The following is a 23,062-nucleotide window of genomic DNA, read 5'->3' on the forward strand; positions in this document are numbered from 1 at the left end:
CGCCCCTCCGTGCCCCACGGAGGGGCGGACCGTTTTGCCGTGCTTCACCTGAACTCGTCATATGTTCGAAGGGCATGCGGAGGGGTATCAATTCGGCACGTGCCGCAGGCAGTGACCGGGAACGGATGGTCAATTTCCGTTTCGGGTCGCTCCATTGGCGGGCGATCAGTAGCCTCTGCTCGAACACCGGATCGCCTACGCCTTGGAGAGATAGATGGAGCGTCCCGCCTGGGCCCCACGGAGCATCGACATCTCGGTGCCCAGCGTTTCCCGGATGTACGACTACTATCTGGGCGGATCGCACAACTTCGAGGTCGACCGGGAAGCGGCCCGCAGGGCCATGGAGTTCATGCCGGGACTCCCCAAGATCATGCAGGCGAACCGCGCGTTCATGCGCCGCGCCGTGCGCTACGCCGCCGACCAGGGCATCTCCCAGTTCCTCGACGTCGGATCCGGCATCCCCACCTTCGGCAATGTGCACGAGGTGGCACAGGCCGCCCGGCCCGGAGCGCGCGTGGTGTACGTCGACCACGACCCGGTGGCCGTGGCGCACAGCGAGGCGGTCCTGGAGGGCAACGAGCACGCGGGCATCGTCGCCGCCGACCTGCGCAAGCCCCAGGAGATCCTGCGCAGCCCCGAGGTGGAGCGGCTGATCGACCTGAATCGGCCAGTGGCGCTGCTCCTCGTTGCCATACTGCACTTCGTGGAAGACGAGGACGACCCGTACGGGGCGGTGGCCGAACTGGGCGAGGCGCTCGCGCCCGGCAGCCTGCTCGTGCTCACCCACGCCTCCTACGAGGGGATCCCGCTGCCGCCCGAGCGGGCCGGGGGTGCGGTGGACGTGTACGAGGACATCCGCAACCCGCTGATCATGCGCTCGCGCGAGGAGATCGCGCGGTTCTTCGAGGGGTACGACATGGTGGAACCCGGACTGGTGGCGATGCCGCGCTGGCGGCCCGACACCGCACCGGAGGACGAGGATCCGTACGCGTTCTCCGGGTTCGCGGGCGTGGGGCGTACGGCGTGATCGCGGAACCGGACGGGCCGGAGGACAGACTGCGGCGGTTCGCGACGATCTGGAGCCGGGCCGTCTTCCCGGTGACCTCGACGTCGTCGACCCGCCCCGAGTTCGAGGCGCAACTGCTGCCCCTGGCCCGGCGGCTGAGCGAGGCACTGCTGGCCCGGACCTTCGACTCCGACGCGGGCAGGGCGGTCGGTGCCGCTCTCGTGGACGTGCACTGCACCGACCCTGAGGCGCTCAGCCGCACCCTGGACTGCGTCGACGCCTACCTGGTCCTGTACTGCGGCGGCGACGGCGACCAGGAGGGCCTGCGGGCGCGGTGCGCGCGGCTGCAGCACGCGATGGCCGCCGGTTTCGCCCGGGCCCTGCGCGAGCGGACCCTGGCCGAGCAGGAGGCCATCGCACAGGCCGCCCTCAAGGCTCAGGGCGTGGTGGCGCAGGCCCTGCACGCGAGCGAGGCGCGTTTCCGCGCGGTCTTCGAGGGCGCGGCCATAGGTATCGGCATGGCCGACCTCGAGGGCAACATACTGCAGGTCAACGGCGCGCTGCTGCGCATGTTCGGGGTCTCCGAGCATGCGCTGCGCAGTCGCAACGTCCGGGAGTGGACCCACCCCGACGACGCTCCGCAGACGTGGCGGCTCTACGACGAACTCGTGCGGGGCGAGCGGGAGCACTACCACCTGGAGAAGGCGTTCTACCGCCCGGACGGGACCGTGCTGTGGACCAATCTGACGGTCTCCCTGCTGCGGGACGCCGACGGTGAGCCGCAGTACCAGCTCGCCCTCATGGAGGACACCACCGAGCGGCGACTGCTCAACCTCCGGCTGCGCTACGAGGCCACGCACGACGCGCTGACCGGACTGCCGAACCGCACGTTCTTCTTCGAGCGGCTGGAGAAGGCACTGGGCGCCGGGGAAGGCCAGCGGTTCGGGCTGTGCTACCTGGACCTCGACGGTTTCAAGACCGTCAACGACAGCCTCGGCCACGCGGCCGGCGACCGGCTGCTGGTGGAGGTCGCCGACCGGCTCCAGTCCTGCGCCACCGCCCCCGGCGAGATGGTCGCGCGGCTCGGCGGCGACGAGTTCGTGGCGCTGACCACGGGACCCGACACCCAGCGCGAGGTGGACGAACTCGCCGCCCGCATCATGAACGCGTTGCTCGCCCCGATCAGTGTCGACGGCCGGGAGCTGACCGTGCGCGGCAGCATCGGCATCGTCGAGGGCCCGGCCGGGGAGCGCAGCCCGGCGGAGGTGCTGCGCAGCGCGGACATCACGATGTACCGGGCCAAGTCGGCGGGCGGCAACCGTTTCGAACTCGCCGATCCGGAGGCGGACGCCCGGGCCATCACGCGGCACGGACTGACCACGGCGCTGCCGACGGCGCTGGAGCGGGGCGAGTTCTTCATCGAGTACCAGCCGCTGGTGCATCTGGGGGACGGCAGCGTCCGGGGCGCCGAGGCCCTGGTGCGCTGGCTGCACCCGCAGCACGGGGTGCTCGGGCCGGACCGGTTCATCCCGCTCGCGGAGCACACCGGGTTGATCGTGCCGCTGGGGCGGTGGGTGCTGGAGCAGTCGGTGCGCCAGGCCCGCGAGTGGCGGGAACTGCACGGCGGCGTCGAGGCCGTGGGACCGCTGCGGATCAACGTGAACCTGTCGCCGTGCCAGTTGACGCACCCCGGGCTGGTCCAGGACACGGTCGACGTCCTGGAACGCACGGGCATCGAGCCGGACGCCCTGTGCCTGGAGGTCACGGAGTCGGCGCTGATCGGTGCCGACGACGATCTGCTGAAGCCGCTGCGGCGGCTGGCGGAGATGGGTGTCGACATCGCCCTGGACGACTTCGGTACGGGCTACTCCAACCTCGCCAACCTGCGCCGGCTGCCGGTCAGCATCCTGAAGCTGGACCGGTCCTTCACCCAGAGCATGCAGCAGTTCCCGGCGGACCCGGTCGACCTGAAGATCGTCGAGGGGATCGTCTCACTGGCCCACAGCCTGGATCTCGCGGTGACGGTGGAGGGCGTGGAGACGGGGGCGCAGGCCGAACAACTGCGCATACTCGGCTGCGACACGGCCCAGGGCTGGTACTACGCGAGGCCGGGCCCGCCGGAGCGGCTGCACGAACTGGCCCTGGTGGACGCGACGGGCTGACGCGCCGGGGGACCGCCGCGCGGAGCGCGGGTCAGGTGCCCAGCCCGCGCAGCAGCAGCGCGAGACCGCCCAGGAACTCCCGGTCGACACTGACCGATCGGGCGTGCCGGGCGGTCTCGGTCATGTGGGGGAAGGCGTCGGACGGCAGTTCGGTGAGGGCGACCGTGCCCTCGCCGGACAAGGGCCCGAGGTGCTCCAGCTGGATGGCGCCGATGACGTAGCCGAGCAGGCCCCGCAGGGCGAGCACCCGCTGCTCGCCCTCGAACCCCGCCTCGCCGAGCACGCCGAGCACGGACTCCGACCAGCGCAGCCCGGCGAGGGAACGGTGCCGGTGGGTGATGGTCAGGCGCACGACCTCCGGATGGGCGCCCATGGCGTCGCGCAACCGCCTCACCAGCACCTCGATCCGCTCCTGCCAGGGCGCCTCGGGGCCGGGCGGCTCGGTGTCCACGGTGGCGAGGACGTGGTCGACGACGAGCATTTCAAGTTCCTCGCGGCCGTTCACGTACCGGTAGAGCGCCATCGTGCTCATGCCGAGTTCCTCGGCGACCGAGCGCATCGACAGCCCGGCCAGTCCGTCGCGGTCGATGACGGCGAGGGCGGCCGAGGCCAGCTTGGCGTGGCTGAGTGAGCGGGGGCGTGGCATGACCGGTTCAGCGTACGCCATACACCTACCTTGTTAGGTGTACGGCATACGCCTACAATCCGTAGGAGTACGCCGTACGCCTACGAGGGGTCCACTCATGCTCATGCGCATGCCCGCACGGCCGTTACAGCCCGGTTCCACCATCACCCGACGCCGGATCGCCACCGTCTCCGGGGGCCCGGTCTCCGTTCCCGATCCCGGGCGGCTGGTGCATCTGCAGTTCCGGCGGTTCGCCGGGTGCCCGGTGTGCCATCTGCATCTGCGGTCGGTGGTCCGCAGGCATGCGGAGATCGAGGCCGCCGGCGTCCGCGAGGTCGTGGTGTTCCACTCGTCCGCCGAGGAGCTGCGCCGCCACACCGCCGACCTGCCGTTCGCGGTCGTCGCGGATCCCGGCAAGCGGCTGTACGTGGAGTTCGGCGTCGAGTCGGCGCCCCGCGCGCTGCTCAGCCCGCACGCCTGGGGGCCGGTCGTACGGGCGGTGCTGCGCGGGGCAAGGGAGGTGCTGGGCGGCCGGGAGCGGCTTCCCGCGGCCCGTCAGCCCGGCGGACGGCTCGGTCTGCCCGCCGACTTCCTGATCGCACCCGACGGCCGGATCCTCGCCGTCAAGTACGGCGAACACGTCTACGACCAGTGGCCGGTGGACGAACTCCTGCACCTGGCGTCCTCCCGCCACGCGGCCGACGGCCTCTCGATGCCGTAGCCGCCGCCTGCCACGGGGCATCACGATCAGGCCGGGCTGTCACCGCTCCAGCAGCATCCGCTGCAACTCCCGAGCGGCCCGCGGCGGAGCCACGTCACTACGGTGAGCCAGCGCGATCACGCGATGCAGTCCGGGCCGGGCCAGCGGAGTCACCCGCAGTCCCCGCCCGGACCTGGCCGCCACCATCCGGGGCACCACAGCGACCCCCAGCCCGGCTCGCACGAACCCCAGCACCGCGTCCATCTCCCCGCCCTCCACCGCGAAGTCCGGCTCGAACCCCTCCGCACGGCACGCGGCCACCGTCAGCTCCCGCAGGTCGTACCCGTGCCGGAACATCACCAGCCGCTCACCCTCCAGGTCGGCGACCCGCACGGTGCGGCGCCCCTGACCGGGACGCGGGGCATCCGGTGAGGAGACCACGACCAGATCCTCCCGCAGCAGCTCCACCGTGGTCAGCGCCGGCGAGGGCGTCGGCAGCGGCAGCACCACCAGCGCCAGATCCAGCGCCCCGCGCGCCAGCTCCCGCACCAGATCGTGCGAGCCGCCCTCCTCGATCAGCAGCCGGATGCCGGGGTAGCGGTCGTGGAAGGCACGCAGCACATCCGGCAGCAGACCCGTGCACAGACTGGGCGTCGCCCCCAGCCGCACACGTCCGCTGCGCAGCTGGACCAGTTCCAGCACCTCGTGCCGGGCCGTGTCCGCGTCGGCCAGGATGCGCCGGGCCAGCGGGAGCAGCGCCTCCCCGGCGTCCGTGAGCGTGATGTTGCCCCGGGCGCGCAGGAACAGATCCGCCCCCAGCTCCCGCTCCAGCGCCTTGATCTGCTGCGACAGAGACGGCTGCGCGACATGGACCAGATCGGCGGCGCGGGTGAAGTGCCGGGTCTCGGCGACGGCCACGAAGTACTGGAGCTGCTGGAACTGCATCCCTCTACGATAGCCCCTGCCTATGGAATCAAGCCGGACCATGTCTTGGACCGATCGGCCGCAGGTCCGTAGCGTGCTGTTCCATGGCTCTGGCAACGCGGACGGACCGGCGGCCGTCCATCGCACGCACCGTGTGGGACTCCACCGTCGGCAAGAAGACCGTGATGGCGGTCAGCGGTCTGATCATGCTGCTGTACCTGGTCGTCCACATGATCGGGAACCTGAAGATCTTTTTCGGGGCGGGCGAGTTCAACCACTACGCACACTGGCTGCGCACCGTCGGCGAGCCGTTCATGCACTACGAGTGGACGCTCTGGCTCGTCCGCATCGTGCTGGTCGTCGCCGTCGTCGCGCACGCCACCTCGGCGTACCAGCTCAGCCGCCGCGACATCAGGGCCAGGCCGAGCAAGTACGTGCACAAGAAGGCACGGGCGAGCTACGCGACGCGCACCATGCGGTGGGGCGGCATCATCCTCGGGCTGTTCATCGTCTGGCACATCCTCGACCTGACGACCGGCACCGTGCACTCCGGTGGCTTCCAGGCGGGCCACCCCTACCAGAACGTCGTGGACACCTTCTCCACCTGGTACGGCAACGTCATCTACATCGTCGCGATGCTCGCGCTCGGCCTGCACATCAGGCACGGCTTCTGGAGCGCGGCCCAGACCCTCGGTGTGGGCAGCCGCACCCGCGACCGCGCCCTGAAGACCGTCGCAGACGTCCTCGCGCTGCTGCTCACGGCCGGCTTCATCGCCGTACCCGTGGGCGTCATGACCGGAGTGGTGAGCTGAAGATGACTTCCTACAGCGAGTACACGGGCTACGCGACCGGTGAGCCGGTCGCGGACACCAAGGCCCCGTCCGGGCCGGTCCACGAGCGCTGGGACAAGCGCCGTTTCGAGGCCAGGCTGGTCAACCCCGCCAACCGGCGCAAGCACACCGTGATCGTCGTCGGCACCGGCCTCGCCGGCGGCTCCGCCGGGGCCACACTCGCCGAACAGGGCTACCACGTCGTCCAGTTCTGCTACCAGGACTCGCCCCGCCGCGCTCACTCCATCGCCGCGCAAGGAGGCATCAACGCCGCGAAGAACTACCGCAACGACGGTGACTCCGTCCACCGCCTGTTCTACGACACCGTCAAGGGCGGCGACTTCCGGGCCCGCGAGTCCAACGTGCACCGGCTCGCACAGATCTCCGTCGAGATCATCGACCAGTGCGTGGCCCAGGGCGTGCCCTTCGCCCGTGAGTACGGCGGGCTGCTCGACACCCGGTCGTTCGGCGGTGTGCAGGTCTCGCGCACGTTCTACGCCCGCGGCCAGACGGGCCAGCAGCTGCTCCTCGGCGCCTACCAGGCCCTCAGCCGGCAGATCGCCGCCGGGAACATCGAGATGCACCCGCGGACCGAGATGCTCGACCTGATCGTGGTCGACGGGCGGGCGCGCGGCATCGTGGCCCGGGATCTCGTCACCGGGCGCATCGACACGTACTTCGCGGACGCCGTCGTGCTCGCCTCCGGGGGCTACGGCAACGTCTTCTACCTGTCGACGAACGCCATGAACTCCAACGCCACCGCGATCTGGCGGGCCCACCGGCGCGGCGCCTGGTTCGCCAACCCCTGCTTCACCCAGATCCACCCCACCTGCATCCCGCGCACCGGCGACCACCAGTCCAAACTGACGCTGATGAGCGAGTCGCTGCGCAACGACGGGCGCATCTGGGTGCCGAAGGCCAAGGGCGACCAGCGGCCCCCGAACGACATCCCCGAGGACGAGCGCGACTACTACCTGGAGCGCATCTACCCGTCCTTCGGCAACCTCGTCCCCCGGGACATCGCCTCCCGCGCCGCGAAGAACGTCTGCGACGAGGGCAGGGGAGTGGGGCCCGGCGGCCAGGGCGTCTATCTCGACTTCGCCGACGCCATCGAACGCATGGGCCGGGCGGCCGTCGAGGCCAAGTACGGCAACCTCTTCGACATGTACCAGCGGATCACCGACGAGGATCCGTACCAGGTGCCCATGCGGATCTACCCCGCCGTGCACTACACGATGGGCGGCCTGTGGGTCGACTACGACCTCCAGACCACGATCCCCGGACTGTTCGCGATCGGCGAGGCCAACTTCTCCGACCACGGCGCCAACCGGCTCGGCGCCTCCGCGCTGATGCAGGGACTCGCGGACGGCTACTTCGTCCTCCCCTCGACCATCAACGACTACCTGGCCCGCAACCCCCACCACGAGGCGGTGACCGACGAACACCCCGTCGTCCAGGAGGTGCTGGCCGACACCCAGGACCGGCTCAACCTGCTGCTGTCCGTCGACGGCGACCGCACCCCCGACTCCTTCCACCGCGAGGTCGGCGAACTCATGTGGGAGTTCTGCGGCATGGCCCGCACCGACGCGGGGCTGCGCAAGGCACTGGAGCGCATCCCGCAGATCCGCGAGGAGTTCTGGCGGCGGATCAAGGTCCCCGGCACCGGCGAGGAGTTCAACCAGTCGCTGGAGAAGGCCAACCGCGTCGTCGACTACCTGGAGCTCGCCGAGCTGATGTGCCTCGACGCGCTGCACCGCGAGGAATCCTGCGGCGGCCACTTCCGCGAGGAGTCCCAGACGCCCGACGGCGAGGCCGCCCGCAAGGACGAGGAGTTCGGGTACGCGGCCGCCTGGGAGTTCACCGGCACCGGCGAGGCTCCCGTCCTGCACAAGGAAGACCTGGTCTTCGAGTACGTCCACCCCACCCAGCGGAGCTACGCATGAAGCTCACCCTGCGCGTCTGGCGGCAGCGGAACGCCGACGCCGACGGCACGATGTCCACGTACGAGGTGGACGGGATCTCGCCCGACATGTCCTTCCTGGAGATGCTCGACACCCTCAACGAGGAACTCATCGTCAAGGGCGAGGACCCCGTCGCCTTCGACCACGACTGCCGCGAGGGCATCTGCGGGGCGTGCTCGCTCGTCATCAACGGCGACGCGCACGGGCCCGAGCGGACGACGACCTGTCAGCTGCACATGCGGTCGTTCCGGGACGGCGACACGATCGACGTGGAGCCGTGGCGGGCTTCGGCGTTCCCGGTGATCAAGGACCTGGTCGTGGACCGGTCGGCGTTCGACCGGATCATCCAGGCCGGCGGGTACATCACCGCGCCGACGGGGGCGGCTCCCGAGGCGCACGCCACGCCGGTGCCGAAGCCGGATGCCGACCTCGCCTTCGAGCATGCCGAGTGCATCGGGTGCGGGGCGTGTGTGGCGGCTTGCCCCAACGGGGCGGCGATGCTGTTCACCTCCGCCAAGATCAACCATCTGAACGTGCTGCCGCAGGGGGCGCCCGAGCGGGAGACGCGGGTGCTGGACATGGTGGAGCAGATGGACGAGGAGGGGTTCGGTGGCTGCACCCTCGCCGGGGAGTGCGCCACCGCCTGCCCCAAGGGCATCCCGCTCATGTCCATCACCAGCATGAACAAGGAGTGGCTGAGGGCTGCGCGGAAGTCCGCCGAGCGGTAGTTCAACAGCCGCACATCCCCTCTCCTGGCACCGGTCACGCGGGCTTCAGTCGGCATGGGCACAACAGTGAGTGGTGGCACCGCTCGCCGCCTCCGGCCCGTGACCAGGAGAGAGCCATGACCGGCGTACTGACCGTCGACCGTCCCGCGCAGCCCACGGCCCCCACCCGCTACACCGTCGCCCTCGCCCGGGACGAGGAGGACGTGCGTGCCGCCCAGCGGCTGCGGCACGACGTCTTCGCCGGGGAGATGGGAGCCCTGCTCACCGGACCCCAGCCGGGCCTCGACGTCGACTCGTTCGACGCGTACTGCGACCATCTGCTCGTCCGGGAGGAGACGACCGGCCAGGTCGTCGGCACCTACCGGCTGCTGCCGCCGGAGCGTGCGTCGGTCGCCGGGCGGCTGTACTCCGAGGGCGAGTTCGATCTGACCCCGCTCGACGGGATCAGGCCGCAGCTCGTCGAGGTCGGCCGCTCCTGCGTGCACCCCGACCACCGGGACGGCGCGGTCATCAGCCTCATCTGGGCCGGTATCGCCCGCTACATGGTCGAGCGAGGCCACGAGTGGCTCGCCGGCTGCTGCTCCATCCCCCTCGCCGACGGCGGCACCCTCGCCTCCGCCACCTGGGACCGGGTCAGCGACAAGCACCTCTCGCCGGAGGAGTTCCGGGTGCGGCCGCTGCTGCCGTGGACGCCCGGCCCCGCCCCCGCCGCCCGCGTCGAACTGCCCGCCCTGCTGCGCGGCTACCTGCGCCTGGGTGCCTGGGTGTGCGGCGAACCGGCCCACGACCCGGACTTCGGCGTCGCCGACCTGTACGTGCTGCTGCCGATGAGCCGCGTCAACGGGCGCTACCTGCGGCACTTCCTCTCCCTCGTACCGGCCTGATGAGCGCCTGGCTGCCCACCGCGCCCTGCACGCCGCAGGCCTGTGTCGAGGCGTCGGCGGCCGTGCGGGTGCGGGCCGTGCCGCGTGCCGTGCTGCGGCTCACGGCGGTCGTCCTGCTCCTTCTCGCGGGGATCGCGCTGACGCCCTTCGGCGCCCGGATACCTGCGTCGCTGGTCCGGCGGTGGTGCCGGTGGATCGTGCGGGCCGCAGGGGTCCGGGTCCGCATCACCGGTGCCGCCGCCCCCACGGGCGGACTGCTGCTGGTCGCCAACCACATCTCCTGGCTGGACATCCCGCTGCTCGCCGCCGTGCGCCCCGCGCGGATGCTGGCCAAGACCGAGGTACGGCGCTGGCCCGTCGCCGGTGCGCTGGCCGCGCGCGGCGGGACCCTGTTCATCGACCGGGACCGGCTGCGGGCCCTCCCGGTCACGGTCGCCCGGATCGCCGGGGCCCTGCGCGAGGGCGCCGCGGTCGCGGCCTTCCCCGAGGGCAGCACCTGGTGCGGCCGCGCCCAGGGCACCTTCCGCCGGGCCGTCTTCCAGGCCGCCCTGGACGCGGGGGTTCCGGTCCAGCCGGTGCGCATCGGCTACCGGCTCGGCGGCGGAACGGCCACCACGGCCCCCGCGTACGTCGGCGAGGACACGCTGCTGGCCTCCCTGTGGCGGGTGACGACGGCCCGCGGCCTGATCGCGGAGGTCGAGGTACAGGCCCCCATCCCGCCGGGCGGCAGCCCCGACCGCCGCGCTCTGGCCCGCGCCGCCCAGTCACCGGAGACGACGGCGCCGTCCTGGACGCACACGGTGCTCGTGGCGTAGGACGTGCGCCGGCCGGGCGGTGGCGTCCCGTCCCGCGCGGGGGCCGGGCCCACGCGGGACGTCCCTGCCCACACCGGACGTGCTTCAACGGCTGCCGGACAGCGTGCGCGCGAGATACGGCGCCGTCCGGCTCTCCGCCGAGCGCGCGACGTCCGCGGGCGGTCCCGAGGCCACGATCCGGCCGCCCGCCTCGCCGCCGCCCGGGCCGAGGTCGATCACCCAGTCCGCGCGCGCGACGACGGACATGTCGTGCTCGACGACGATCACGGTGTGACCGGCGTCGACGAGGCCGTGCAACTGGCGCATCAGGACGTCCACGTCGGCCGGGTGGAGGCCGGTCGTGGGCTCGTCGAGGAGATAGAGGGTGTGGCCGCGCCGGCCGCGCTGCAGTTCGCTCGCCAGTTTGATGCGCTGGGCCTCGCCGCCGGAGAGCTCGGTCGCGGGCTGGCCGAGGCGGAGGTAGCCCAGACCCACGTCGAGCAGGGCGCCGAGGCTGCGTGCGACGGCCGGGGTGTCCGCGAAGAACTCCGCCGCGCTCTCCACCGTCAGATCGAGCACCTGCGCGATGTTCCGCCCCCGGTACGTCACCTCCAGGGTCTTTGGGTTGTAGCGGGCCCCGCCGCAGTCCGGGCAGGGCGCGTACGTGCTGGGCAGGAACAGCAGCTCCACGCTGACGAACCCCTCGCCCTGGCAGGTCTCGCAGCGCCCGCCCGCCACGTTGAAGGAGAACCGCCCGACGCCGAAACCGCGTGCGCGGGCCCCGTCGGTGGCCGCGAACACCTTGCGTACGACGTCGAAGAGGCCCGTGTAGGTGGCGAGGTTGGAGCGCGGGGTGCGGCCGATCGGCTTCTGGTCGACCGAGACCAGCCGGCCCACCCCGGCCGTGTCCTGCGAGATCTCGCCGATGAGCGTGGACTTGCCGGAGCCGGACACCCCGGTGACCGCGGTGAACACGCCGAGCGGGAACTCCGCGGTCACGCCACGCAGGTTGTGCCGGGTGACCGGGCCGGTCTTCAGCCATCCGGTCGCCTCGCGTACGTCCCGGGCCGGGACGGGGGAGCGGCCGAACAGGTAGCGGGCCGTCGCCGACTCCTCGACACCGGCCAGCCCGGCCACCGGGCCGCTGTGCAGCACGCGCCCGCCGTGCTCGCCCGCGTCCGGGCCCACGTCGACCAGCCAGTCGGCACCGCGCACCACGTCCAGGTGGTGCTCCACCACGAACACCGAGTTCCCTGACGCCTTCAGTCGCTCCAGCACCGTGAGCAGTGCCTCGGTGTCGGCCGGGTGCAGTCCGGCCGACGGCTCGTCGAGGACGTAGACGACACCGAACAGCCCGGAGCGCAGCTGGGTGGCGAGGCGCAGGCGCTGCAGTTCGCCCGCGGAGAGGGTGGGAGTGGGGCGGTCGAGACTGAGGTAGCCGAGCCCCAGCTCGACGACCGGCGCGATACGCGACCTCAGGTCCTCGGTGAGGACCCGGGCGGCCTCCGAGGTCGCGTCGAGACCGGCGGTCAGTTCCACCAGCGGCGCTGCCGCCAGCTCGGCGATGGTCCGGCCGCCGAAGGTGACCGCCAGGGCCTCGGGGCGCAGCCGGCTGCCGCCGCACGCAGGACAGGGCGCACTGGTGAGGAACCGCTCGGCCTTCGCCCGCAGGGCCGGGCTCTTGGAGTCCGAGAACGTCTTCATCACGTACCGGTGGGCGCTCATGTAGGTGCCCTGGTACGGCCGCTGGATACGGTCGGCGTCCCGCACCGGGTGCACGGTGACCACCGGCTGCTCGTCGGTGAACAGGATCCACTCCCGCTCGCCGGCCGGCAGCTCCCGCCACGGCCGGTCCACGTCGTGGCCGAGCGCGTCGAGGATGTCCCGCAGGTTCTTGCCCTGCCAGGCACCCGGCCACGCGGCGATCGCCCCGTCGCGGATCGACAGCGACGGGTCGGGAACGAGCAGCTCCTCGCTCGTACGGTGCACCCGACCGAGCCCGTGGCACTCCGGGCAGGCCCCCACCGCCGTGTTCGGCGAGAAGGCGTCGGAGTCGAGCCGCTCGGCGCCGGGCGGGTAGGTGCCCGCCCGGGAGAACAGCATCCGCAGCGAGTTGGACAGGTTGGTGACCGTGCCGACGGAGGAACGCGAGGTGGGCGCCGCACGGCGCTGCTGGAGCGAGACGGCCGGGGGCAGACCGGTGATCTCCCCGACCTTCGGGGCGCCGACCTGGTGGATCAGCCGGCGCGCGTACGGCGCGACCGACTCGAAGTAGCGCCGCTGCGCCTCCGCGTAGACCGTGCCGAACGCCAGCGACGACTTCCCCGAGCCGGACACGCCGGTGAACACGGCCAGTACGTCCCGGGGGATGTCGACGTCGACGCCCCGGAGGTTGTGCTCGCGGGCGCCGCGGACACGGACGAACGGGTCATGGGGGTCGCGGTCGTGCATGGGAAACGACTCTAACCGGAGGTGATCGCGGCCAGCCGCCGGTAGGAGTCCAGCAGGGCCTCACGGTCGTACGTGCTGGTCGTGACGAGTACCTCCTGCGCGCCCGTCTCCTTCAGCACCGTCGCCAGCTCGTGCGCGACCTGCTCCTCGGTGCCGGCGATGTGCCCGGTCAGGCCGGACTCGTAGAAGCCGCGCTCCTTGCCGGTCATCGTGAGCGCCTCCACGCGCTCGGCGGGCGGCAGGGGCGGGAAGGTGCCGTGAGTGCGGGAGTACGCCATGGACCAGGCCTCGGGGATCAGCAGCCGCCGGGCCTCGTCGCGGGTGTCGGCCACGGCGATCGTGCCGGAGATGACCACGTAGGGCTCCGCGGCCCAGGGGGAGGGGCGGAACCGGTCGCGGTAGTGGTCGATGCCGCGCCGCATCCTGTCCCGGTTCCGGAGGTCGCCGATGACCATGGGCAGGCCCGCACGCGCGGCGATACCGGCGCCCTCGCCCATGGCCAGGACGAACGGCGGCACACTCAGGCCCTCGGCGGGCCGGGCGTGCACCCCGGTGGGGGAGGTGCCCCGGAACCAGCCGAGCAGCTCCCCGAGCTGGGCCTCGAAGTCCTCGGCGTCGCCCTTGTCACGGCCCAGGGCCCTGCGCACCCCGTCCGTGAAGCCGACGGACCGGCCGAGGCCCATGTCGATCCGCCCGGGGAACAGCGACTCCAGCACCCCGAACTGCTCGGCCACGACCAGCGGACGGTGGTTGGGCAGCATCACCCCGCCGGTGCCGACCCGGATCGACCGGGTCGCGCCCGCGACGGCGGCGGCCAGCACGGTCGGCGCGGAACCGGCGACCCCGGGCACTCCGTGGTGCTCGGAGACCCAGATCCGGTGGTAGCCGAGCTGCTCCAGCTCCCGCGCCAGCCGCACGGTGTCACGCAGCGCCTCGGGGTGGGTGTGCCCCTCGCGAGTGCGGGAGCGGTCGAGGACGGACAGGCGCACGGGTTCCATACCGGGTTCTACGCCGGGCGGGGCCGCCGGTATTCCGCCGCCGCGGCGGCGGGAGCGTCGCCGGAAAACCGGGTGACCGCGTCCGGGCAGGTCAGGACAATGGTCCGGCACCCCGTAGTAGCGAGAGGCGGCCGACCGTGACCGTGCCCAACGTCCTGCTCTCCGGCATCGTCGGATCGACCGCCTACGGCCTCGCGCGCCCGGGCTCGGACATCGACCGCCTCGGCCTCTTCGCCGCGCCCACCGAGGAACTGCACGGTCTGCGCAGGCCGAAGGAGTCGCACGTCAGTACGGCGCCGGACCGCACTCTGCACGAGGCCGCCAAGTGGTGCCGGCTGGCCCTGGGCGGCAACCCGACCGCGATGGAGCTGGTGTGGCTCCCGGACGACCTGTACGAGGTGCGCACCCCGCTCGGCGACGAACTCATCGCCATCCGGGGCGAGTTCCTGAGCGCCCGGCGCGTCAGGGACGCCTACCTCGGCTACGCCACCCAGCAGTTCCGGCGGCTCGAGGCACGCGGCGACGGTTCGTTCTCCGCGGACACCCGGGGGCGCACCGCGAAGCACGCCCGGCACCTCAAGCGGCTGTGCGCGCAGGGCCTGGAGCTGTACACCACCGGGCGGTTGACGATCCGCGTGGAGGACCCGGAGGAGTACCACGCCTTCGGGGAGCGCGTCGCCGCCGACCCGTCGGCCGCGCTGCCCCTGCTCAGACGCTACGAGGCCGCCTTCGACGAGGGCCCCACGGCACTGCCGGACGAGCCGGGCGAGGCGCCGGTGGAGGCGTGGCTGCGCCGGGTCCGCGCGCACTTCTACTCGGAGGCGGCCTGCTCAGCCGTCGGGGCGTAGCAGGCCGCGCTCGTAGGCCTTGACCAGGTTCTGCGGTACGAGGTGCCGGACGCCGTCGACGGTGACGGGGACCAGCGTCGGCGTGGCCGCCTTCCACTGGGCGCGACGGTGACGGGTGTTGCTGCGGGACATCTTCCGCTTGGGGACAGCCATGGTGACTCCTCCTCGGTGGGCAGGCACCGAGGACGCTACATGAAAATGGATCCCATTAACAATGCGCGTCCTCGGGCCGGGTGACCGACGTCCGCGGTGTGCGTCAGTCGTCGGCGCCCACGAGCATCCGCACCTCGAACTCCTCGTGAGTGCCGGCCTCTTCCGCCGGTCCCTGGTCCAGCACCGTGCCGAGCCAGCCCAGGAGGAAGCCCACGGGGATGGACACGATGCCGGGGTTCTGCAGCGGGAACCAGGCGAAGTCGACGTCGGGGTAGAACGAGCCCGGGACCGAGGAGACGACGGGGGAGAAGGCGGCCAGCAGGACGGAGCAGAGCAGTCCGCCGTAGAGGCTGAGCAGGGCTCCCTTCGCCGAGAAGCGCCGCCAGAAGAGGGTGTAGATGATCGTCGGCAGGATCGCGGACGCCGCGATGGCGAAGGCCAGGAAGGCCAGCGTCGCGGTGTTCGCCCCCCAGGCGACGAGGGCCAGCAGGATGCCGAGGACACCGATGACCGCCCCGGACAGCCGGGCGACGGTCAGCTCCTCCGTCTCGCTCGCCCGGCCCTTGCGGATCACCTCGCTGTACAGGTCGTGCGCGAGGGAGGAGGCCGCGGCCAGGGTGAGACCGACCGCCACGGCGAGCAGCGTCAGATACGCCAGGCAGGTCAGCAGCGCGGTGAGGACGCTGCCGCCCAGTTCGTGGGCGAGCAGCAGGACGGAGGCGTTGCCGGTGCGGTCCGTGCTCTCGATGGTCTCCCGGCCGAGCAGGGCCGTGGCGCCCAGGCCCATGATGCCCGCGCCGAAGCAGACCGCCCCGACCAGCCCGACGGCCCACAGCACGGAGGAACGCAGTACGCCGCTGGTGCGCGGGGTGAGCAGCCGCATCAGCACGTGCGGAAGGGCCGCGAGGCCGAGGACGATGGCCAGTTCGAGGCTGAGGAAGTCCAGCTTGTTGCTGACGGTGCCGCCGTAGCGCAGCCCGGGTTCGAGGAAGCTCAGACCCGAACCGCTGCGTTGGGACGCCTGCGCCAGCAACGCGTCGGGGTTCCAGTCGAAGTGGTACAGCACCCAGCCCGCCGTGAACAGCACGCCCACCACCAGCATCACGGCCTTGATGATCTGGATGACCGTCGCGCCGGGCATGCCGCCGAGCGAGGCGTACAGGATCACGAAGGTGCCGATCACGACCACGCACAGGGTGCGGGTGGTGCCGCTCGGCACACCGGTGAACTGGGTCAGCAGGGCTACGCTGCCGACCAGTTGGGCCACCAGGTAGAGAGTGGCGATGGCCAGGATGCAGACCGCCAGGGCGACCCGCACCGGCCGCTGCTGCCGCGGCAGGCGCAGCGCCACGGTGTCGCCCAGCGTGAACTTGCCCGTGCGGTGCAGGGGTTCGGCGATCAGCAGCAGCACCATCATCCAGGCGACGGTGGTGCCGCCGAGGTACATCAGCCCGTCGTAGCCGGTGAGCGCCACCAGACCGGTGCTGCCGAGCAGGGTGGCGGCGGACAGGTAGTCGCCGCACATGGCGAGGCCGTTGCGCAGCGGGGACATGGCGCGGTTGCCGAGGTAGAACTCACTGATCTCGTCGCGCTGAGGAGCCGTCAGCAGAGCCGTGAACAGCGTGATCACGACCACGGTCAGGAACAGGACGAACGTCAGCTGAAGGCTGCTGTCGTCGATGGCGGCGGCGGTCACCACGTGCGGAACCCCCTCGTTCCGTGCTGGATCGGCTGCCCGGGCCCCTGCGGGGATGCCGCCGAACGGGCGCGGCGGTGCTCGGTCTCGCGCAGCCGGGACCTCAGGCCGCGGGCGAGCGGATCGACCCGGGTGCGCATGTGCCGGACGTAGCACCACGCGGTCACGCCCATGATCACGAACTGCCCGAGGCCGAGGGTGAGTCCGACCGTGAGGCGGCCGAACAGTGGCTGGTTCATCACCGCGGGCGCAAAACTCGACAGCAGCACATACAGCAGGAATCCACCGACGGACAGGATCGTCGCCCGGATGCCGAACCGGCGCTGCGCGCGACGCAGAGAGTGAAATTCGGGGTGGTCGGATATACGAGACGGCGGAGTGTGTTCGATGTGCGGAAGCGGGAATGCGGGAGTGTCATCCCGCCGCGGTGGGAATTCGGGCACAGGCGCACCTTCTTCGCTGCATCGTGCCCCGCACTCGACCCCGTCGGGTCGGTGGACGCGTCCGGTTTTCGGGCAGGGTGAAGGGATGCCGGACGCGCGGTGGGGTGCGGGCTCTGTGGGGGGCTTCGTGAATCCGAAAAAGCCATGGTTCGGATTCACGCGGACGGCCTCGGGGTTCTGTGTGGAGTCCCCGACCAGCCCCGGCCACGGGTGGTGGCGAGGCTGAAAGCGGAGTATGTCAGTGCTGTGCTTGAGCCATCAACTGTGAACGTGAATCTGCCTGTGCCCATGGCTCGTTCACGCCCATCGGGGGGATAGTACGGACCGTTTCCCGGCTTCGCGCTGTCTTGAATGCGCTTAGGCTGGGCAGCGTGAGTGACGACCGCAGCAAGGCCCCGCTGGCCGTGTTCGACCTGGACAACACCCTCGCCGACACCACGCACCGGCAGAGGTTCCTGGAACGCAGGCCGAAGGACTGGGACGGATTCTTCTCGGCGGCCCCGCAGGACCCGCCGGTCCCGGAGGGCATCGCGCTGGTCGAGGAGAGCGCGCGGGAGTGCGAGATCGTCTACCTCACCGGGCGGCCCGAGCGCTGCCGGCGCGACACGCTCGACTGGCTCGCCGCCCAGGGGCTGCCCGAGGGCCGTGTGTACATGCGGCGGGACGCCGACCGCCGGCCCGCCCGGTTCACCAAGCTGGAGATCCTGCGGCGGCTCGCCCGCACCCGCGAGGTCCGCGTCCTCGTGGACGACGACGAACTGGTCTGCGCGGACGCCCGGCGGGCAGGCTTCGCCGTCGTGCGGGCCGACTGGGTGACCCGGTCCGCCGAGATGAAGGCGGCGCAGGAGCGCGAGGGCCGGACCTGAGAGCGCCTGCCGGGGAGAGCCGCGCCCCGTCTACTCGGACTCGTCCAGCCGGAAGCCCACCTTCAGGCCCACCTGCCAGTGCGCGATCCGCCCCTCCTCCAACTGGCCGCGCACCTGTGTCACCTCGAACCAGTCCAGGTGGCGCAGCGTCTGCGAAGCCCGGCCGATGCCGTTGCGAATGGCCTGGTCGACGCCGTCGGGGGAGGTGCCGACGATCTCCGTGACCCGGTAGGTGTGGTTCGACATGCCGCTGCTCCTCTTCCAGTGACGGGTATGTCACGCGTCACTCCACCGTGCCCCAAGCGGCGGCGAAGCGCGAGACGTCGTCTCCCGCCGTCGCCGCCGCCCCGGGGCCTACCGGTGTCAGCGCGCCACGCTCAGCGACAACGCGAACCGGCCCGCACCATCCGTCCACCAGTGGGCCAGGTCCAGCCCCGCCGCGGACAGTTCCGCGCGCACGCCCTCCTGCCGGAACTTCGCCGACACCTCGGTCCGCATCTCCTCGCCCGCCGCGAAGTCGACGGCGAGGTCGAGCGCCGGGACCTTGACCGTCTGCGCCGTACGGGACCGCAGCCGCATCTCGATCCACTCGTGCTCGGCATCCCACAGCGCCACGTGGTCGAACGCGGCGGGCTCGAAGTCGGCGCCGAGCTCGCGGTTGATCACGGTCAGGACGTTCTTGTTGAACGCGGCCGTCACCCCGGCCCCGTCGTCGTACGCCCGGACCAGCACCTCCTCGTCCTTGACCAGGTCCGTGCCCAGCAGCAGGGCGTCGCCAGGGGCGAGCAGGGCGCGTACGGACGCCAGGAACGCGGCGCGTTCGGCGGGCAGCAGGTTGCCGATCGTGCCGCCGAGGAACGCCACCAGCCGGGGTCCCGGCGTGTCCGGCAGGGTCACTTCCGCGGTGAAGTCCGCGATCAGCGCGTGCACGTCGAGCCCCGGCCGCTCGGCGGCGAGCGCCCGCCCGGCCTGGGTGAGGGCGCTCCCGCTGACGTCGACCGGGATGTAGGTGTGCAGGCCGGTGAGGGCGTCGAGCAGATGCCGGGTCTTCTCCGAGGAGCCGGAACCGAGCTCGACCAGGGTGCGCGCCCCGGTCGCCGCCGCGATGTCGCCGGAGTGCGCGAGGAGGATCTCCCGCTCGGCGCGTGTGGGGTAGTACTCGGGCAGTTCCGTGATCTTCTCGAACAGGTCGCTGCCGTGCGCGTCGTAGAACCACTTCGGCGGCAGTGTCTTGGGGCGGCCGGTCAGACCCCGGTGGACGTCGGCGCGCAGCGCGGCGTCCGTGGCGTCCTCGGGCAGGGTGCGGGTGAGGTGGAACGGGCTCACGTACGGGGCTCCTTCGGCGATGGGGAGGGCACGGAGGCGTCGGTCGGCTCCTTCAGCGGCGTGAGCAGCACGTCGGTGCGGCTCGCCGCGAGCAGGGTGCGGTCGGGGACCTCCTGCCAGTGCGGATCGTCGTCGTAGGGCTCGGAGGCCACGACGGTGCCGCCGCCGGGCCGGGTGAGGTACCAGAGGGCGTCGCCCCAGGCGGTCGCGGTGATGGTGTCGCCGTTGGTGAGCAGGAGGTTGAGCCGGGAGCCGGGGGCCGCGGCGGCGACCTCCAGGACCGTGTCGGCCATCGCCTGGCCCTCCTCGTCACCGCCGCGCAGCCGTGCCAGCACCAGCGCCCACACCAGCGCCGAGTCGTTGCGGGCCTCCAGCGACAGCAGGTCCTCCGGCGGCAGGCTCCGGGACAACGGGGCGAGCGAGCCGGGCCAGCCCTTCACCGCCCCGTTGTGGCTGAACAGCCAGGTTCCCGCGGCGAAGGGGGCCGCCGCGGCCTCCGCGTCCGCGCCCGAGAGGGTCGCGTCCCGCACCGCGGCGAGCAGCGCGGTGGACCGTACGACCCGGGCGAGATCGGCGAACGACAGGTCGGCCCAGATCGGCCCGGCCCGGCGGTAGCGGGCCGGCACCGGGTCGCCCTCGGCGTACCAGCCCACGCCGAAACCGTCGGCGTTGACCGTCCCGTACCGCTGGTGCCGGGGCGCCCACGACTGCCGGTAGAGCCCGTGCGGGGGCTCCACGAGAAGCCGGCCCAGCGCCTCCTCCGGTCCCACGTACGCCACATGACGGCACATCAGACGTCCTCCGACCGGGCCGTGCGGAACCCGGAGAAGATCTGCCGCCGGATCGGGTAGTCCCAGTTGCGGAACGTGCCCCGGCAGGCCACCGCGTCCACCGCGAACGAACCGCCGCGCAGCACCTTGTACTCGGGCCCGAAGAAGACCTCCGAGTACTCCTTGTACGGGAACGCCCTGAATCCCGGGTAGGGCAGGAAGTCGCTCGCCGTCCACTCCCACACGTCACCGATCAGCTGCCGTACGCCGAGCGGGGACTCACCGGCCGGGTAGCTCCCGGCGGGTGCCGGACGCAGGTGCCGCTGGCCGAGGTTGGCGTGCTCGGGCCCCGGGTCGGCGTCACCCCACGGGTAGCGCATCGAGCGGTCGCCGGCCGGGTCGTGCCGGGCGGCCTTCTCCCACTCGGCCTCCGTGGGCAGCCGGCGTCCCGCCCAGCGGGCGTAGGCGTCGGCCTCGTACCAGCACACGTGCAGCACCGGCTCGTCCGGCGGGACGACCTCGGTGACGCCGAAGCGGCGCCTGAGGAACTGCTTCCCGTCGCGCCGCCAGAACAGCGGGGCGTCGATGCCGTGCTTCTGGATGTGCGCCCAGCCGTCGGCCGCCCACCAGCGCGGGTTGCCGTAGCCGCCGTCCTCGATGAACGCCTGGTAGGCGCCGTTCGTCACCGGGGTGGTGTCGATGTGGAAGGGCGCCACCTCGCGCCGGTGCGCGGGGCGTTCGTTGTCCAGCGCCCACGGCTCATCGGAGGTGCCCATCGTGAACGGGCCGCCCGGGACCAGGACTTCGGCCGGGCCGGTGAACAGCGGTGCCGGCTCCGGGTCGGGCGCCGTCAGGGCCTGCGGCCCCGTGCGGAGCTGATGGGTGATCAGCATCGTTTCGTCGTGCTGCTGTTCATGCTGCGCGATCATCCCGAAGGCGAACCCGGCCTCCGTCAGCCGCGTCCCGTGGAACGTGTGCCGCTCCAGCACGTCCAGTGCCCGGCCGCGCACGTCGGCCGCGTAGGTGCGGGCCTCCGCCGGCGACAGCAGCGGCAGCTTCGGCCGCTCGGCGCGCGGGTGCTCGAAGGCGTCGTAGAGGCCGTCGATCTCCGGGCGTATCGCCTCGTGCCCGGCGACGGCCCGCAGCAGCCACTGCTCCTCCTGGTTGCCGATGTGCGCGAGGTCCCACACCAGCGGAGACATCAGTGGCGAGTGCTGCGCGGTCAGATCGGGATCCTCGACGCAGCTCGTCAGCAGGGTGGTGCGGTCACGGGCCACGATCAGTGAGGCGACCGCCCGCTCGCGGAGCACCTCGGGGTCGACGGTCCCGGCGTCGACGGCGGGATCGGTGTCGGTCATCGGCGGAAGTCCTTCCCGTGGGCGCGACCGTCCGTGCCGCGCTGTCGGTCGAGCAGGTCGTCGGCGGGGCAGCGGCCCAGGACGACATAGCGGTCCAGATAGGCCGTGACGGCCTCGACGACCTCGGGGGCGGCGCCGAGCCGGGGCAGGGCGTCCAGCGCGGTCGTGAAGCAGGTGACGGCCACCTCGCGCAGTTCCGCGTCGGCCAGGCCGCAGCGGGCCGCGTCGAGCCACAGCGGGTTGTGCGGCGCGGGCAGCCCCAGCGTCCGTTCGGCCAGCGGCTTCACGGCCCGGTAGGCGGTCTCGGTGGCCTCCGGGTCGTCGAACAGCGCCGCCGTCACGGCGAGCGGCACGATCCAGCCGTCGTCGCCGGGCTGCGCGTCGATCATGCGGAGTTCGAGATGGCCACGCGGTCTGACCGGCGGGAACAGCGTCGTGACGTGGTAGTCGAGGTCCTGACGGGTGGGTGGCCGGGGCGCGCCCGTGCGGATCCAGTCCCGGAAGGTGAGCCCCTCGGGGACGTCCCAGGGCCCGCCGTCCCGCCGTACGCACATCACGGGGGAGTCCAGCACGTGCCGGGCCCAGGCGCCGCGCGGGTCGGTGTCCAGTCGCGGTCCGCCCGCCCGGCCGGCGCCGATCCGGGTCCACGTCAGCTGCCGGGAGGACAGCCAGCCGGTCGGCCGGTGCCCGGCGAGCGGGGAGTTGGCGAACGCGGCCACCAGGACCGCGCCCAGATGGTGGGCCAGCCACCAGCGCCGCACCAGGCCCTGCGGCCCGGGCTCCTCATGGCCGGCGTCCAGGCACACCTGCACGGACGCGGAGGCGCACATCATGGCGCGGCCGGCGGGGCCCGCGCGGTCAAGGCACTTCTCCATGGCGTCGTAGCGCGGTTCGCGCAGGAACCGGCGGGGCTCGTGCCAGGGATCCTGACCGAGGCCGACAAGGACGAGGTCGTCCTGGCGCAGAACCGCGCGGACGGCGTCGAGGTCGGCGGAGACGGTGTCGATGACTTCCGTCAGCGAGGCGGCGGGGGGCGAGCTCAGCTCCAGCTGGCCGCCGGGCTCCACGGTGAGCGCCGACCTCAGAGGCAGCGGCCGCAGTGCGGTGTAGGCCGCTTCGAGTCGTTCGGGTGTGACGGGGAGCTGCGGTGCGCGCAGCTCGTGGACGAGCCATTCCACCTCGACACCGAGGCGGCGTGGCGGGCCGGTCTTGAAACAGATGCCGCGGACGAGAGCCTCGACCTCGGCTTCGGACAGTGAGGTGCGTGGCCGGGTACAGCCACTTACCGAATCGGACATGTCGGGATCCTCCTGAGATTCCACCATGCCACCGGTCCGGGCTCTTCGGTGGCCCGGGCCGGGATCACCCGTCCACCCAAGACGCTCACGTCGCTCGGCACAAGGGGGCGAAGCGGGGCGTTCCCGGGCGGTCATACGGTCCGCCCCGGAGTTTCCCGCCGATTTCCCCGGCGTTCTCCGACAGCGAAAACTCCGTTGCGTCGGGTAGCAGGCATCACTCACGATGCCTGCGTGAGCACGA

22 protein-coding genes are annotated in these 23,062 nt (G+C 71.8%); 10 read left to right on the plus strand and 12 right to left on the minus strand.

The window, feature by feature from the left end; translation table 11 throughout:
- Positions 1–214 precede the first annotated feature (214 nt).
- Together ACIRDU_RS10285 and ACIRDU_RS10290 are read left to right on the plus strand one after the other, a co-directional pair.
- Complete coding sequence (locus ACIRDU_RS10285) at positions 215–1,027, plus strand: SAM-dependent methyltransferase (protein WP_403576724.1); 813 nt, start codon at positions 215–217, stop codon at positions 1,025–1,027.
- Complete coding sequence (locus ACIRDU_RS10290; RefSeq protein ID WP_403576726.1) at positions 1,024–3,168, plus strand: putative bifunctional diguanylate cyclase/phosphodiesterase; 2,145 nt, start codon at positions 1,024–1,026, stop codon at positions 3,166–3,168. Before ACIRDU_RS10285 ends, ACIRDU_RS10290 begins: the two co-directional genes overlap by 4 nt.
- A gap of 31 nt (positions 3,169–3,199) precedes the next feature.
- Here ACIRDU_RS10290 and ACIRDU_RS10295 read toward each other — a convergent pair whose 3' ends face one another.
- Positions 3,200–3,814, minus strand: a complete 615-nt coding sequence (locus ACIRDU_RS10295; RefSeq protein WP_403577372.1) for a TetR/AcrR family transcriptional regulator — start codon at positions 3,812–3,814, stop codon at positions 3,200–3,202.
- Between the two features lie 109 nt (positions 3,815–3,923).
- On the opposite strand from ACIRDU_RS10295, the gene ACIRDU_RS10300 reads away from it, so the two are divergent.
- Positions 3,924–4,514 (plus strand): peroxiredoxin-like family protein, encoded by a 591-nt coding sequence (locus ACIRDU_RS10300; RefSeq protein WP_403576728.1) that lies wholly within the window; start codon positions 3,924–3,926, stop codon positions 4,512–4,514.
- Positions 4,515–4,553: 39 nt separating this feature from the next.
- Here the strand turns inward: ACIRDU_RS10300 and ACIRDU_RS10305 are convergent, their stop codons facing one another.
- A complete protein-coding gene (locus ACIRDU_RS10305; RefSeq protein WP_403576730.1) occupies positions 4,554–5,438 on the minus strand; it encodes a LysR family transcriptional regulator in 885 nt (294 codons plus the stop codon).
- Between the two features lie 119 nt (positions 5,439–5,557).
- Here ACIRDU_RS10305 and ACIRDU_RS10310 point away from each other — a divergent pair, with 119 nt between their 5' ends.
- The 5 genes from ACIRDU_RS10310 (at position 5,558) to ACIRDU_RS10330 (ending at position 10,635) form a co-directional block, all read left to right on the plus strand.
- On the plus strand, positions 5,558–6,229 hold the full coding sequence (locus ACIRDU_RS10310; RefSeq protein WP_403577374.1) for a succinate dehydrogenase: 672 nt from the start codon (positions 5,558–5,560) through the stop codon (positions 6,227–6,229).
- A gap of 2 nt (positions 6,230–6,231) precedes the next feature.
- Positions 6,232–8,190, plus strand: coding sequence for a fumarate reductase/succinate dehydrogenase flavoprotein subunit (locus ACIRDU_RS10315; protein WP_403576732.1), 1,959 nt, complete (start codon positions 6,232–6,234; stop codon positions 8,188–8,190).
- Positions 8,187–8,936 carry a succinate dehydrogenase/fumarate reductase iron-sulfur subunit gene (locus ACIRDU_RS10320; RefSeq protein WP_403576734.1) on the plus strand — a complete coding sequence of 250 codons (750 nt, stop codon included), beginning with the start codon at positions 8,187–8,189 and terminating at the stop codon, positions 8,934–8,936. Before ACIRDU_RS10315 ends, ACIRDU_RS10320 begins: the two co-directional genes overlap by 4 nt.
- A 116-nt stretch (positions 8,937–9,052) precedes the next feature.
- Positions 9,053–9,820, plus strand: coding sequence for a GNAT family N-acetyltransferase (locus ACIRDU_RS10325; protein ID WP_403576736.1), 768 nt, complete (start codon positions 9,053–9,055; stop codon positions 9,818–9,820).
- Positions 9,820–10,635, plus strand: coding sequence for a lysophospholipid acyltransferase family protein (locus ACIRDU_RS10330; protein WP_403576738.1), 816 nt, complete (start codon positions 9,820–9,822; stop codon positions 10,633–10,635). Before ACIRDU_RS10325 ends, ACIRDU_RS10330 begins: the two co-directional genes overlap by 1 nt.
- Before the next feature lie 84 nt (positions 10,636–10,719).
- Here the strand turns inward: ACIRDU_RS10330 and ACIRDU_RS10335 are convergent, their stop codons facing one another.
- A complete protein-coding gene (locus ACIRDU_RS10335; RefSeq protein WP_403576740.1) occupies positions 10,720–13,065 on the minus strand; it encodes an ATP-binding cassette domain-containing protein in 2,346 nt (781 codons plus the stop codon).
- 11 nt (positions 13,066–13,076) lie between these two features.
- Positions 13,077–14,063, minus strand: a complete 987-nt coding sequence (locus ACIRDU_RS10340) for an LLM class flavin-dependent oxidoreductase (protein ID WP_403576742.1) — start codon at positions 14,061–14,063, stop codon at positions 13,077–13,079.
- A 137-nt stretch (positions 14,064–14,200) separates the two neighbouring features.
- Between ACIRDU_RS10340 and ACIRDU_RS10345 the strand changes: the two genes are divergently transcribed.
- Complete coding sequence (locus tag ACIRDU_RS10345; RefSeq protein ID WP_403576744.1) at positions 14,201–14,911, plus strand: DNA polymerase beta superfamily protein; 711 nt, start codon at positions 14,201–14,203, stop codon at positions 14,909–14,911.
- On the opposite strand, the gene rpmF is transcribed toward ACIRDU_RS10345, so the two are convergent.
- The 3 genes from rpmF to ACIRDU_RS10360 form a co-directional block, all read right to left on the minus strand.
- Complete coding sequence (rpmF, locus tag ACIRDU_RS10350) at positions 14,894–15,064, minus strand: 50S ribosomal protein L32 (protein ID WP_053673734.1); 171 nt, start codon at positions 15,062–15,064, stop codon at positions 14,894–14,896. The two genes, ACIRDU_RS10345 and rpmF, sit on opposite strands and share 18 nt — an antisense overlap.
- 103 nt (positions 15,065–15,167) lie before the next feature.
- Positions 15,168–16,763, minus strand: coding sequence for a cation acetate symporter (locus ACIRDU_RS10355; RefSeq protein WP_403576746.1), 1,596 nt, complete (start codon positions 16,761–16,763; stop codon positions 15,168–15,170).
- Complete coding sequence (locus tag ACIRDU_RS10360) at positions 16,757–17,362, minus strand: DUF485 domain-containing protein (protein WP_403576748.1); 606 nt, start codon at positions 17,360–17,362, stop codon at positions 16,757–16,759. The genes ACIRDU_RS10355 and ACIRDU_RS10360 overlap by 7 nt, the downstream gene beginning before the upstream one ends.
- A 212-nt stretch (positions 17,363–17,574) precedes the next feature.
- Here ACIRDU_RS10360 and ACIRDU_RS10365 point away from each other — a divergent pair, with 212 nt between their 5' ends.
- Positions 17,575–18,069, plus strand: a complete 495-nt coding sequence (locus ACIRDU_RS10365) for a hypothetical protein (RefSeq protein ID WP_403576750.1) — start codon at positions 17,575–17,577, stop codon at positions 18,067–18,069.
- A gap of 30 nt (positions 18,070–18,099) precedes the next feature.
- On the opposite strand, the gene ACIRDU_RS10370 is transcribed toward ACIRDU_RS10365, so the two are convergent.
- From ACIRDU_RS10370 to egtA, 5 genes are all read right to left on the minus strand, one after another.
- A complete protein-coding gene (locus ACIRDU_RS10370) occupies positions 18,100–18,315 on the minus strand; it encodes a dodecin (RefSeq protein WP_403576752.1) in 216 nt (71 codons plus the stop codon).
- 117 nt (positions 18,316–18,432) lie between these two features.
- Positions 18,433–19,395, minus strand: a complete 963-nt coding sequence (gene egtD, locus ACIRDU_RS10375; protein ID WP_403576754.1) for an L-histidine N(alpha)-methyltransferase — start codon at positions 19,393–19,395, stop codon at positions 18,433–18,435.
- Entirely contained in the window at positions 19,392–20,186 is a 795-nt protein-coding gene (egtC, locus tag ACIRDU_RS10380; RefSeq protein WP_403576756.1) for an ergothioneine biosynthesis protein EgtC, read from the minus strand. Before egtC ends, egtD begins: the two co-directional genes overlap by 4 nt.
- Positions 20,186–21,523, minus strand: coding sequence for an ergothioneine biosynthesis protein EgtB (egtB, locus tag ACIRDU_RS10385; protein ID WP_403576758.1), 1,338 nt, complete (start codon positions 21,521–21,523; stop codon positions 20,186–20,188). The genes egtC and egtB overlap by 1 nt, the downstream gene beginning before the upstream one ends.
- On the minus strand, positions 21,520–22,821 hold the full coding sequence (gene egtA / locus ACIRDU_RS10390) for an ergothioneine biosynthesis glutamate--cysteine ligase EgtA (protein WP_403576760.1): 1,302 nt from the start codon (positions 22,819–22,821) through the stop codon (positions 21,520–21,522). The genes egtB and egtA overlap by 4 nt, the downstream gene beginning before the upstream one ends.
- Positions 22,822–23,062: the final 241 nt, after the last annotated feature.

Source organism: Streptomyces sp. NPDC093598, assembly GCF_044764825.1.
Taxonomy (GTDB): domain Bacteria; phylum Actinomycetota; class Actinomycetes; order Streptomycetales; family Streptomycetaceae; genus Streptomyces.